Annotated in this window: 10 protein-coding genes; 4 read left to right on the top strand and 6 right to left on the bottom strand. The window is 64.6% G+C overall.

All coding sequences use genetic code 11. The features are described from left to right. Positions 1–202: 202 nt before the first annotated feature. The 3 genes from zapE to B2W55_RS18815 form a co-directional block, all read right to left on the bottom strand. On the bottom strand, positions 203–1390 hold the full coding sequence (zapE, locus tag B2W55_RS18825; RefSeq protein WP_024583254.1) for a cell division protein ZapE: 1188 nt from the start codon (positions 1388–1390) through the stop codon (positions 203–205). A gap of 155 nt (positions 1391–1545) precedes the next feature. Beyond that, complete coding sequence (thpR, locus tag B2W55_RS18820) at positions 1546–2082, bottom strand: RNA 2',3'-cyclic phosphodiesterase (protein WP_024583253.1); 537 nt, start codon at positions 2080–2082, stop codon at positions 1546–1548. Positions 2083–2249: 167 nt separating this feature from the next. Continuing rightward, positions 2250–2897 carry an arylesterase gene (locus tag B2W55_RS18815; protein ID WP_024583252.1) on the bottom strand — a complete coding sequence of 216 codons (648 nt, stop codon included), beginning with the start codon at positions 2895–2897 and terminating at the stop codon, positions 2250–2252. Between the two features lie 55 nt (positions 2898–2952). Between B2W55_RS18815 and B2W55_RS18810 the strand changes: the two genes are divergently transcribed. From B2W55_RS18810 to B2W55_RS18800, 3 genes are all read left to right on the top strand, one after another. Beyond that, positions 2953–3672, top strand: coding sequence for an ABC transporter ATP-binding protein (locus tag B2W55_RS18810; RefSeq protein ID WP_024583251.1), 720 nt, complete (start codon positions 2953–2955; stop codon positions 3670–3672). Positions 3673–3685: 13 nt separating this feature from the next. Further along, positions 3686–6271 (top strand): ABC transporter permease, encoded by a 2586-nt coding sequence (locus B2W55_RS18805; protein WP_024583250.1) that lies wholly within the window; start codon positions 3686–3688, stop codon positions 6269–6271. A 234-nt stretch (positions 6272–6505) separates the two neighbouring features. Continuing rightward, positions 6506–7297 carry a Bax inhibitor-1/YccA family protein gene (locus tag B2W55_RS18800; protein ID WP_024583249.1) on the top strand — a complete coding sequence of 264 codons (792 nt, stop codon included), beginning with the start codon at positions 6506–6508 and terminating at the stop codon, positions 7295–7297. A gap of 100 nt (positions 7298–7397) precedes the next feature. Here the strand turns inward: B2W55_RS18800 and B2W55_RS18795 are convergent, their stop codons facing one another. The 3 genes from B2W55_RS18795 to acnA form a co-directional block, all read right to left on the bottom strand. Next, positions 7398–7769, bottom strand: coding sequence for a DUF2794 domain-containing protein (locus B2W55_RS18795; protein WP_024583248.1), 372 nt, complete (start codon positions 7767–7769; stop codon positions 7398–7400). Between the two features lie 532 nt (positions 7770–8301). Further along, the gene (locus B2W55_RS18790; RefSeq protein ID WP_024583247.1) at positions 8302–9063 is read right to left on the bottom strand and encodes a DUF1223 domain-containing protein; all 762 of its coding nucleotides are present in this window, start codon (positions 9061–9063) and stop codon (positions 8302–8304) included. A 160-nt stretch (positions 9064–9223) separates the two neighbouring features. Further along, on the bottom strand, positions 9224–11944 hold the full coding sequence (gene acnA, locus B2W55_RS18785) for an aconitate hydratase AcnA (RefSeq protein ID WP_024583246.1): 2721 nt from the start codon (positions 11942–11944) through the stop codon (positions 9224–9226). Positions 11945–12185: 241 nt separating this feature from the next. Between acnA and ccmA the strand changes: the two genes are divergently transcribed. Next, positions 12186–12788, top strand: coding sequence for a heme ABC exporter ATP-binding protein CcmA (gene ccmA / locus B2W55_RS18780; RefSeq protein ID WP_024583245.1), 603 nt, complete (start codon positions 12186–12188; stop codon positions 12786–12788). Positions 12789–12989 lie beyond the last annotated feature (201 nt).

The raw sequence follows: 12989 nt of genomic DNA, 5'->3' as shown, positions 1-12989 counted from the left end.
AGGGAGGGAAGTCGGTTGCAAGGGTGGTTATCCCTTTCGAATGATCCATTCAAGTCGCCGCCCCGGCGGATTGCCGGGCCTGCCTTGAATTCGATCAGGCATGCCAGCAGCGTCCGCCGTCGGGACACGAAAAATTGCTCCGAACCGGGCCGCGCGCAAGACTGAATTCGAGGCTGAATCCAAGGCTGACGTCAATCCGCGCTCAGGTCTCGACCAGGCCGGTCGTCGCGCCGCTTGCGGAGGAATCCTTGCGGCCGTGCGGCAGCGCCAGATAGGATTCCGAGCTCATTTCGATCAGGCGCGAGGACGTGCGCTTGAACTCCATCGCCTCGATGCCGTCCTCCGCAAGGTACAGCGACACCGGATCGGCCGCGGCCGAGGCCATCAGCTTCACGGCGTTGTCATAGAGCGTGTCGATCAGCGAGATGAAACGCTTGGCAGCGTTGCGCTCGGCGTAGTCCATCACCGGAATGTGGTCGACCAGGATCGTGTGATAGTCGTGCGCGAGCCTCAGGTAATCCGACGCGGCAAGCGGCTTCTCGCAGAGCTCGGCAAAGCTGAAGCGCGCGACGCCGTGCGAGCAGCACGGCACGTGCAGCACGCGCCCCTTGATCGCGATGTCGCGCGATTTACAGAGCGCGTTGCCGGTCATCTTGCGCCAGGCCGCATCGAGCTCGGCATCGGCGGCTGCATCCGCCGGCACCAGCCACATCTTGACGCCGAACAACTTCTCCAGCCGGAAATCGGTGCGCGCATCGAGCCGCAACACATCCATATGGTCGGAGATCTGCGCGATGAACGGCAGGAACAGCGCGCGATTGAGGCCTCCCTTGTAGAGATCCTCTGGCGCGACGTTGGAGGTCGCGACCACGACGGTGCCGAGATCGAACAGTTTTGCGAACAGCCGCCCGAGGATCATCGCATCCGCGATGTCGGTGACGTGGAATTCGTCGAAACAGAGCAGCCACGCTTCGTCGAAGATCGCCTGCGCGGTGAGCGCGATCACGTCGCCGTCGGCGATCTCGCCACGCGCGATCTGCTGGCGGTAGCCATAGATGCGCTCATGCGCCTCGGCCATGAATTCATGGAAATGCGCGCGGCGCTTGTGCTCGACCGGGCTCTGCTGGAAGAACAGGTCCATCAGCATGGTCTTGCCGCGACCGACCTCGCCATGGACATAGAGCCCGCGCGGCGGCTTGTCGTCCTTGTCGCCGCCGAACAGCCGCCCGAGCAGGCTCTGCTTGCGCTGCGGCTTGTAGCTCGCGAGCCGCTCGTCCAGCGCGCCGAACGCATCGGCGGCGACGGCCTGCGCGGGATCGGCCTCGATCGCGCCGGAGGCGACCAGGGCCTTATAGTGTTCGAGGAACGAATTGGGTGAGGTGGACAGCATGAGCCCACCTTACGGCCCTAGTGCGCGGCAAATTGCAAGCCGTGAATTGTGCCAATGGGTATGCAAGCGAATGGGGTATGCAACCAAAAGCCCTTGCATACCCGGCCGGCGGCACGGGCCTCACCAAGCGTCAGGAAACGCGATCCCGGGACAGCTTACGCGCAGAACTCGTAAGCATCCTCGACCACGTAGGGGCCGCCACCGGTCGACGCGCGCGACGAGAACAGCACGAAGCGGTCCGCCAGGAACGTGCGGCTCGGGAAGTAGCCGCGCACGGACAGATAATCCGCGACGTCCTGGCTCGACGCGTCATGCAAACGCGCGAGCGTGACATGGGGCGTGAATTTCCTGCCCTCGGGATCGAGCCCCATCCGCTGCATCATCCGCTCGAGCTCCGCTTGCAGTTCGATCAGCGGCCGGCTCGGCTCGACGGCGGCAACCACCGCGCGCGGCTTGCGTCCGCCGAAGCTCGACAGGCCCTGCAACTTGACCTCGAACGGTTTGCGGTTCACCCGAAACAACATCGTCGCGATCTCGTTGGCCCAGAGGCCATCGATGTCGCCGATGAAGCGCAGAGTGACGTGATAATTTTCGGGATCGATCCAGCGTGCGCCAGGAAGGCCACCACGCAAATTGGAGAGGGATTGGCCGATATCGGCCGGAATTTCCAGACCAGTGAACAGACGCGGCATCGCTATAATCCTCGATGCTTGGCGCGGGTTTTGGGAGCCCGCACCCTGTAACAAGCCCGGCGACGAATCACCGATGACTATTTGTACCCGAGTTATGTGACTCTGCGAAGCACGAGGCGTTAACAGCTCGTAAACCTACGGACATGACACGGCTCGCTGCCTGCGTTTCAACTGCGTTGCCCTGATAATGCGCCGAGAAATGCCTCCACCGTGGGCAGGATGTTCGTCACGACGATGTCCACACCTTCCGCCGTCGGATGCATGCCGTCGGCCTGGTTGAGCTTGGCATTGGCAGCGACGCCATCGAGGAAGAATGGATAGAGCGGCACGCCGAGCGATTTCGATAAATCCGGATAGATCGCGTTGAACTTCGCTGCATAGTCACTGCCATAATTCGGCGGCGCGAGCATGCCGCACAAGAGCACGGCGATCTTGCGCGCCTGCAACTTTGTGATGATGTCGGACAGCGCGGCGCGCGTCACCGCGGGATCGATGCCGCGCAGCGCATCATTGGCGCCGAGCTCGACGATGACAGCATCGGTTCCGTCGGGCACCGACCAGTCGAGCCGCTCGCGCCCACCCGAGGCGGTATCGCCGGACACCCCGGCATTGCTCATCTCGACCTTTATCCCCTTGGCTTCCAAGGCTTTTTGCAGCCGGACCGGGAATGCCGCCGGGCCCGGAAGACCGTACCCGGCGCTCAGGGAATCGCCCAGCACCACCATCTTGATCGGCTTCGCCGGAGCTTTCCCCTGGCTTGGGGTCTGCGCGCTTGCGGCCGTCATCAAGCCCATAAGCAACACGAGTATGTGCACGAAGATTCGCAACCGGGCCTCGACCGCGCCAGCGGAAGTGCCATATGACCGAACCATGGACAGTCTCATCGAATCCTCTTCACTGACCGACGTCGAGCCGGACACCATTGCCGTCAGGAACGTCAATCTCTCCCTCGGCACCGGCGCGGCACGGGTTCATATCCTCAAAGATATCAGCCTTCGTGTGGCAGCGGGCGAGGCCATCGGCCTGATCGGCCCGTCGGGCTCGGGCAAGTCGACCTTGCTGATGGTGATGGCGGGCCTTGAACGTCCTGACAGCGGAGAAGTGGTCGTCGACGGCACCTCGTTCAATGCCCTCGATGAAGATGCACTGGCGCGCTTCCGTGGCCGCCAGGTCGGCATCGTCTTCCAATCGTTCCATCTGATCCCGACCATGACGGCGCTGGAGAATGTCGCCGTGCCGCTCGAGCTCGCCGGCAATCCCGATGCCGCTGCGCGCGCCGCGCAGGAGCTGCGATCGGTCGGTCTCGGCGAACGCCTGCATCATTATCCGACGCAACTGTCCGGCGGCGAGCAGCAGCGCGTCGCGATCGCACGCGCGCTGGCGCCCGATCCCGCGATCCTGGTCGCCGACGAGCCGACCGGCAATCTCGACGAGTCGACCGGCAAGCAGATCGTCGATCTGCTGTTCACCAAGCACGCCGAGCGCGGCATGACTTTGGTCCTGGTGACGCACGATCTGGCGCTCGCGCAACGCTGCGATCGCGTGGTGCGGCTGCGCTCCGGCCGCATCGACGGACAATCCGCCACATGAGTATTGCCGCCACATGAGCATTGCGTCCGAAGTCGCGGTGCAGAGCCGCGCGTCGTCGCTCGCCTTCCGTTATGCGTTGCGCGAGTTGCGCGGCGGCCTGCGCGGCTTCTACGTCTTCATCGCCTGCATCGCGCTCGGCGTGATGGCGATCGCCGGCGTCGGCTCGGTCGCCGCGAGCCTCGGCGACGGCCTGTCGCGCGAGGGCCGCACGCTGCTCGGCGGCGACGTCGCGTTCTCGCTGATCTCGCGCGAGGCCAAGCCCGACGAGGTCGCGTATCTGCGCACCCGCGGCGAGGTGTCGGTCGCGGCCACGCTGCGCGCGATGGCACGCAGCGCAGACGGCAAGCTGGCGCTGGTCGAGCTCAAGGCGGTCGACGGCAAATATCCGATGCTCGGCGAATTGACGCTCGAGCCCAACATGCCGGTCGCCGAGCTGCTCGCTGAACGCGACGGCGTTTTTGGCGCGGCGGCCGACTCGACCTTGCTGGCGCGGCTCGACCTGAAGCTCGGCGACCGCGTCACCGTCGGCAGCGCGACCTACCAGATCCGCAGCGTGGTGGCGGCAGAGCCCGACAAGCTCGCCGGCGGTGTCGGCCTCGGGCCGCGCTTCCTGATCAGCGAAGCCAGCCTGCGCGCCACCGACCTGTTGCAGCCGGGCAGCCTGGTACGCTGGATCTACCGGGTGAAATTGCCCGACGGCGCCAACGACGATCGCGCCACCACCGCGCTGATCGACGGTGCGCGCGCCGCGGCACCGGAAGCCGGCTGGGAGGTGCGCAGCCGCAACAATGCCTCGCCGCAGCTCGAGCGCACCATCAACCGCTTCACCCAATTCCTGACCCTGGTTGGTCTTGCCGCGCTGCTGGTCGGCGGCGTCGGTGTCGCCAATGCGGTGAAGAGCCATATCGACCGCCGCCGCGACGTCATCGCCTCGTTCAAGGCGCTCGGAGCCACCGGCCGCGACGTGTTCACGATCTACTGTACGCAGGTGGTGGTGCTGGCCGGGATCGGCTCGATCATCGGCCTCGTGCTCGGCGCCGCGCTGCCCTTCGTCATCGTCGGCCTGTTCGGCAAGCTGCTGCCGCTGCCGGTGGTGCCTGCGCTGCATCCCGACGAGCTGGCGCTCTCCTTCCTCTACGGCCAGCTCACCGCGCTGGCGTTCGGGCTGTGGCCGCTCGGCCGGGTCCATGACGTGCCGGTGGCGGCGCTGTTCCGCGAGACCGTCGCCAGCGAATGGCATCGCCCGCGCTGGAGCTATCTGGCGCTGATGGCCGTGGTGGTCGCGCTCTTGATCGGCGTCGCGATCGGGCTCGCCTATGACAAGCGGGTCGCCAGCGTCTTCGTCGCCGCCTCGATCGCGGTGTTCCTGCTGCTGCGCGGGATCGCCGAAATCCTGATGGCGGTGGCGCGCCGGCTGCCGCGCAGTCGCATCACCATGCTGCGGCTTGCCATCGCCAACATCCACCGGCCGGGCGCGCTGACGCCATCGGTCGTGCTGTCGCTCGGGCTCGGGCTCGCGGTGCTCGTCACCATCACCCAGATCGACGGCAATCTGCGCCGGCAATTTCTCGCCGCGCTGCCCGAACGGGCACCGTCGTTCTTCTTCATCGACATCCCCTCCACCGAGGCCGACCGCTTCGGCAGCTTCCTCAAGCAGATCTCACCGGACTCGACCGTCGAGGACGTAGCGATGCTGCGCGGGCGCATCGTCGCCGCGCGCGGCGTCAAGGCCGACCAGCTCAAGCCGTCGGTCGATTCCGAATGGGTGCTGCAAAGCGACCGCGGCCTGACCTACACCGGCGAGATCCCCAAGGGGTCGAAGATCGTCGAGGGCGAATGGTGGGGACCGGATTACAGCGGACCTCCGCTGGTCTCGATGGAGAAGAAGATCGCCGACGGCCTGTCCTTGAAGATCGGCGACGAGATCGTGGTCAACGTGCTCGGCCGCGACGTGCCGGCGAAGATCGCCAATCTGCGCACCATCGACTGGCAGGGCCTCGGCATCAATTTCGTGCTGGTGTTCTCGCCGAACGCCTTCAAGGGCGCCCCGCACAGCCACGTCGCCACCCTGACCGAACCGCACGCGAGCTCGACCCAAGCGGGCTCCAATGACGACGCCCGCATCATCAAGCAGGTCGCCGACGCGTTCCCGATGGTGACCAGCGTCCGGGTCCGCGAGGCGCTGGAGACCGTCGGCAGCGTCGTCAGCAACCTGGTGCTGGCGATCCGCGGCGCCAGCGCCGTGACCCTGATCTCGGCGATCCTGGTGCTGGGCGGCGCGCTCGCCGCCGGCCACCGCCACCGCGTCTATGACGCCGTGATCCTCAAGACGCTCGGCGCCACCCGGGTGCGGCTGCTCGGCGCCTACGCGCTGGAGTATCTGATGATCGGTTTTGCAACCGCGCTGTTCGGGGTGATCGCCGGCTCGATCGCGGCCTGGCTGATCGTGACGCGGCTGATGACGTTGAGTTTCATCTGGCAAGCCGGCAGCGCCACCCTGGTCGTGGTCGCCGCGCTGATCGTCACGGTCGGATTGGGGCTCGCCGGCACGCTGCTCGCGCTGAACCAGAAGCCGGCCTCGGTGTTGCGGAATTTGTGACAATTTGTAGCGGCGAAAGCGCCGTTTTGCCTAATAATGCTAGGCCAGAGCGACATTCAGCCGCGCGTGGAAGGTTGCGTGCGATGTGTTAATTTCCCACATACCAGTCAGGTCAGATAGTCGGTTTGAATGACACGGAATTAATGCTCCGCAAACCGGACCATCTGAGTTAGATTTACCACCGGCGCCGCAAATCCCTTGCGCTCCACCGGGACCAACCACGGGAATTCGACCATGTCGGACCTAGACCGCAACTACGCTTCTCCTTTCGGCCGGGCCGCCGGGCGCATTGACGCTGCGGCCGTCGACGCCGGTCTGCGCGCCTACATGCTGCGCATCTACAACTACATGAGCATCGGCCTGGCCATCACCGGCCTTGCCGCGCTCGGTGTCTACATGGGCGCGGTGACGACCGACCAGTCGGCCGCCGTCGCCAAGTTCGGCAACGCCTATCTGACGCAGTTCGGCTACACGATGTTCGTGAGCCCGCTGAAGTGGCTGTTCATCCTCGCCCCGCTGGCGATGGTGTTCGTCATCTCGGCCGGCATCAACCGCCTGCAGCCCGCGACCGCCCAGCTCTTGTTCTGGGTGTTCTCGGCGCTGATGGGCCTGTCGCTGTCGTCGATCTTCCTGGTGTACACGCACACCTCGATCGTGCGCGTGTTCTTCATCACCGCGGCGACGTTCGGTGCGTTGAGCCTCTACGGCTACACCACCAAGCGTGACATGAGCGGCATGGGCTCCTTCCTGTTCATGGGCCTGATCGGCATCATCATCGCGAGCCTAGTCAACCTGTTCCTGGCGAGCTCGGCGTTGCAGTTCATCGTCTCGGTGGTCGGCGTGCTGGTGTTCGCGGGCCTCACCGCCTGGGACACCCAGCGGCTGAAGAACGACTACATCTACGGTTACGCCTCGCAGGGCGGCGTGATGGCAGAGCGTGCGGCAATCACGGGTGCGCTGTCGCTCTACCTGAACTTCATCAACCTGTTCACGCTGCTACTACAGCTGCTCGGCCAGCGCGACTAAGCGCCGCGAGCGAACCGATCGATCCGAGCCCCGGCCTAGCGGCCGGGGCTTTTTCTTTTGCATGAGGCAGAGTGCGGCTACGGGGGTCGACCGACCGCGCTTACACCAGCGACAGCTTGCGGTCGATCACGAGCAGCACACGTTCGAGTTCGTGGCCGCGGCGCAGGATCAGGCCGGTCGCCGAAATCACGCTGTACATGCCCTGCTTGCGCGCCAGACGGGGATCCTTCTCGATCCGGTAGATCGGCATTTCGGAGGCCCGCCGGAACACCGAGAACACGGCACGGTCCTTCAGGAAGTCGATCGCATAGTCGCGCCATTCGCCATCGGCGACCATGCGGCCATAGAGATTGAGGATGCGGTTGAGTTCGAGCCGATTGAATGTCACGCGGTTGGGCTGGGGGACGGCAGCGGCGGGTCGCGCCGCGGCGCGATTCCCGCTCGGATCAGTGTCCTCCGAGATCAAACTCATCGATCGCCTCCTGCTCATCTCGGTAACGATCATGTCCCGATAACCGGTGTCCCCTGTTCGGGATCGTCACGAGAGTGACATGATTGCGCTAAGCGAGGGACCCTGCAAGGGGCCATTCGCGATGCAACCGGGCCTTAACCACGCTCGGCGCGACGGATTGTCCGGAAAATCGCAGAGTCACGGGAACGTTAGCAGAATCATATTGCTGCCCCACTTCTGCCCATCGCCCGCCCCGCTGCCCTGCGAAAAGATAATCCTGCGTTGACCCGGTCCTTTCGGTTCCGGATTCCTCAGCCCCCAGCCCCCCGGGGCCGTCGGGATCGGGTCTGTTCGCAGAGGGAGTCAAATCCCAAACACTGGGCCAACGAAAGTTGGTCCTTTTTGTTTTTGGGCTCGCTCCTGCCGCGCACGATCGCGGCGCGTGCCGAAGCGACACGCAAATTGGTTTCAGCAAGTTTCTGAATCAGGTCCGCGGCCTCGGCCGTGCGGCAGTTCGCCCGCGGCCCAACGACGCTTCAATCGGAAACAGGCTCTAGCGAAGCGAGGTAAAGGCGGCGCCGAGCATCGGGCCCGGCCGGTCGCGATTGCCGTCCTGGACGTAGACCGCCGCGGCGTCGACGCCATCGCGCGTGATGTTCTCCAGCGGCACGGTCCAGCTCCCCGACGAGCCGTTCCAGTCACCGACCTTCAGCAGGTTGCGCACCACATTGTGGTAGATGACTTCGCGGCCGCGGTTCTCGCCGCGCGCGATCGAGATCGGTACCGACTTCGAGATCGAGCAGATCCAGACCTCGCCGCGCGATGCTGCGGGTGACTTCGACGCCGCCACCGACACGTTGATCTGCTTGCCGCTCAACGTCATCGTCACCGGCACCGACATCACGCTGCCGCCCTTCTCGGTATCCCTGATCGCGCTCTCGATGCTGGCGCGGTCGCTGCCGATCACATGCGCCGAACCGTTGATCACGGCCTGCGGCGTGTAGACGTCGCGATCGCCGCGCATGTGCGAATAGGCCTTCTGGCGCGCGCTGAAACGGGAGTCGGCCAGCGTGTCCTTCCAGCCGAGATAGTCCCAATAGTCGATCGGCATGCTCAGCGCGATGACGTTGGGGTCCTTCGCGAGATCACCGATGATCTTGTCCGCCGGCGGACAGGACGAGCATCCCTGCGATGTGAAGAGTTCGACGACGGCACGCGGATCGGCGTGAGCTGGGCGAATGACTGCAACGATCGCGCAGATACCGAGAGCGCTGGACCACCGCGAGAACGAGTTATAGGCCATCATCGCTGTCATACTGCGAACCAGTCGTGATGATTTCCATCCGTATTTGTACGGAGCATGAAGTTGTCCCTGAACTTGCGTGCCCCAAAACGCGAGAAAGCGGCCTTTTCATAGGCCGCCTTCTTTTTAGCCGCTACTCACTAAGCAGTGAGGCACCGATCACAAATCCGCGTTAGGCCGCGAGTTTGCGCAGCACGTAATGCAGGATGCCGCCGTTGCGATAGTAGTCGAGCTCGTCCAGCGTATCGATGCGGCAGAGCAGCGGGACATCCTTCTTCGCGCCGTCGCCGGAGACGATCTCGGCGGTCAGCGTCTGACGCGGCTTCAGATCGCCCTGCAACCCGCGGATCGTGACCTTCTCGTCGCCCTTCAGGCCGAGCGAGGACCACGAGGTGCCGTCCTGGAAGGTGAGCGGAAGCACACCCATGCCGACCAGGTTGGAGCGATGGATGCGCTCGAAGCTCTGGCAGATCACCGCGCGCACGCCGAGCAGACGGGTGCCCTTCGCGGCCCAGTCGCGCGACGAGCCGTTGCCGTATTCGGCGCCGGCGAACACCACCAGCGGCACGCCTTCCGCCTGATACTTCATCGCGGCATCGTAGATCGACATCTGCTCGCCGTCGGGCCAGTGCTTGGTGAGACCGCCTTCCGGAATGTTGCCGTCGGCACCCTTCAGCATGAAGTTCTTGATGCGGATGTTGGCGAAGGTGCCGCGCATCATCACTTCATGGTTGCCGCGGCGCGTGCCGTACTGGTTGAAGTCGGCGGGACGCACCTGGTGCTCGCTGAGGAACTTGCCGGCGGGCGAGGTCAGCTTGATCGAACCGGCCGGCGAGATGTGGTCGGTGGTGATCTTGTCGCCGAACATCGCGAGGATCCGTGCGTCGACCACGTCGGTGACCGGATCGGGCTGCTTCTTCATGCCCTCGAAATAGGGCGGGTTCTGCACATAGGTCGAGCCCATGTTCCAGCGATAGGTCTCGCTTTCCGTGGTCTTGATCTTGCGCCAGTTGGTGTCGCCCTTGAACACGTCGGCGTACTTCTTCTTGAAGATCGTCGCGGTGACGAACTTCTTCACGAAGGCGTTGATCTCCTTGGTGGTCGGCCAGATGTCCTTGAGGAACACCGGCTTGCCGTCCTTGCCGATGCCGAGCGGCTCGACTGCGAGATCCTTGGTCACGGTGCCGGCGAGCGCATGCGCGACCACCAGCGGCGGCGAGGCGAGGTAGTTAGCCTGCACGTCCGGCGAGACGCGGCCTTCGAAGTTGCGGTTGCCCGACAGCACGGCGGCGGCGACGATGCCGTTCTCGTTGATCGACTTCGAGATGTCTTCCGGCAGCGGGCCGGAATTGCCGATGCAGGTGGTGCAGCCGAAGCCGACCAGGTTGAAGCCGACCTTGTCGAGATCGGCCTGCAAACCGGAATTGGCGAGATACTCCGCCACCACCTGACTGCCCGGCGCGAGCGAGGTCTTCACCCACGGCTTGGCCTTCAGGCCCTTGGCGGCCGCCTTGCGCGCGAGGAGACCGGCGCCGATCAGCACGCTCGGATTCGAGGTGTTGGTGCAAGAGGTGATCGCGGCGATCACGACGTCGCCATGGCCGAGATCGAAGTCGCGGCCCTCGACCGCGTAGCGCTTCTGCTCACCCTCGGGCTTCTTGTATTCGCCGACCAGCGCGGTGGCGAAACCGGTCGACACCGCGGGCAGCGCGATGCGGCCTTCGGGGCGCTTCGGGCCGGCCATCGACGGCACGACGTCGCCGAGGTCGAGCGTCAGCGTGGTGGTGAACACCGGATCGGCCGACTTTGCGGTGCGGAACAGGCCCTGCGCCTTGGCATAGGCCTGCACCAGCTTGACCCGGTCGGCCTTGCGGCCCGAGGTCTTGAGGTAGTCGATGGTCGCCGCATCGACCGGGAAGAAGCCGCAGGTCGCGCCGTATTCGGGCGCCATGTTACCGATCGTCGCCTTGTCCGCGACCGACAGGAAATCGAGGCCGGGGCCGAAGAACTCGACGAACTTGCCGACCACGCCGAGCTTGCGCAGCATCTGGGTGACGGTGAGCACGAGGTCGGTCGCGGTGACGCCTTCCTTGAGCTGGCCCTTGAGCTTGAAGCCCACGACCTCAGGCAGCAGCATCGACAGCGGCTGGCCGAGCATGCAGGCTTCCGCCTCGATGCCGCCGACGCCCCAGCCGAGCACCGCAAGGCCGTTGACCATCGTGGTGTGCGAGTCGGTGCCGACCAGCGAGTCCGGATAGGCGACCTCGAAGGTGCCGGTCTTGCGGCCGACCGTCATCTTCTCCTTCTTGGTCCACACCGTCTGCGCGAGATATTCCAGATTGACCTGGTGGCAGATGCCGGTGCCGGGCGGCACCACCGAGAAGTTCGAGAACGCCTTCTGGCCCCACTTCAGGAACTCGTAGCGCTCCTGGTTCTGCTTGTACTCCTCGGTGACGTTCTTCGCGAACGCCTTGTTGTCACCGAAGAAGTTGACGATCACCGAGTGGTCGATCACGAGATCGACCGGCACCAGCGGGTTGATCTTCTCGGCATCGCCGCCGAGGTTCTGCATCGCGTTGCGCATCGCGGCGAGATCGACCACCGCCGGAACGCCAGTGAAATCCTGCATCAGGACGCGCGCCGGGCGGAACGCGATTTCATGCTCGAGCTGGCGCTTCTTCAGCCACTTCGACACCGCGACGATGTCTTCCTTCTTGACCGTGCGGCCGTCCTCGTTGCGCAGCAGGTTCTCGAGCAGAACCTTCATCGAGTATGGCAGCTTCGAAATACCCTTCAGTCCGTTCTTCTCTGCCAGGGGCAGGCTGTAATAGACGTAGGACTTGGCGCCGACCTTCAAGGTCTTGCGGCATTTGAAGCTGTCGAGTGAGGTCATGCGAGGAATCCCAATTCTCAGTTATACCCGGCAAGGGTAACTAAACACCGGCGAACGACACTGGCCGAGGGATGGCCCGGGGGTGGCTTGCGGCCGCCGGTTGTGTGTGGTGCATCAAGTTCCGGGCTTATAGAACCTTTCTAGAAGCACCGCCACACCGACAAGCATGCGGCGGCATCACGCGACCCAAAAATTCTCACGCGGTAGCGAAAGATTTCAGAGGGCTGTGACACAACGAACCATGCGGCTCTCCGGACAAAATCTGAAATGCGTGCGCGGCGGACGCGAGGTGTTCTCCAACCTCGACGTTTCCGCAGCAGAAGGCGAGGCGGTGGCGATCACCGGCCCCAACGGCGCCGGCAAGACCTCGCTGCTGCGCGTGCTCGCCGGACTCTTGGTTCCGGCCGAGGGATCGATCTCGCTCGAAGGCGGCGACGCCGAGCTCAGCCTGTCCGAGCAGGCGCATTATCTCGGGCATCGCGATGCCCTGAAGCCGGCGCTGAGCGTCGCGGAAAATCTTTCCTTCTGGCGGGAATTCCTCGGCGGCAAGACCGAGGACGCCAGCCGCTGCCTGGCCGCGGTGGCGCTCGACCACGCCGCCCACCTGCCGGCAGCGTACTTGTCGGCCGGCCAGCGTCGCCGCTTGTCCATCGCACGCCTGCTCTCGGTGCGGCGGCCGGTCTGGCTCCTGGACGAGCCGACCTCGGCGCTCGATGCCGCCGGCCAGGCGCTGTTCGTCGGACTGATGCGCGAGCATCTCGCGAGCGGCGGCCTGATCGTCGCGGCGACCCATCTGCCGCTCGGCATCGCCGCGCGCGATTTGCGGATGGGAGGCGCGGCATGAGCAAGCCGTTCCATCTCTCGTCGCGGCGCTCAGGTCTCTCCGTCCCCTCCCCCCTTGCGGGGGGTCAGGGAGAGGGGTGCCACACGACGGGCCCTGTCCATTGGTCGCTTTGCGATCAGTGGCCGAGATTGCGAGAGCAGCTTCAACATCAACGATCGCGCCCGGGGCTACCCCTCTCCCCAGCCCTCCCCCGCAAGGGGG

It is taken from the genome of Bradyrhizobium sp. UBA2491 (assembly GCF_002341725.1).
In the GTDB taxonomy this organism is placed as follows: Bacteria; Pseudomonadota; Alphaproteobacteria; order Rhizobiales; family Xanthobacteraceae; genus Bradyrhizobium.
Note: the sequence above shows the minus strand (reverse complement) of the source record. Positions and strands in the feature narration are given on the sequence as shown.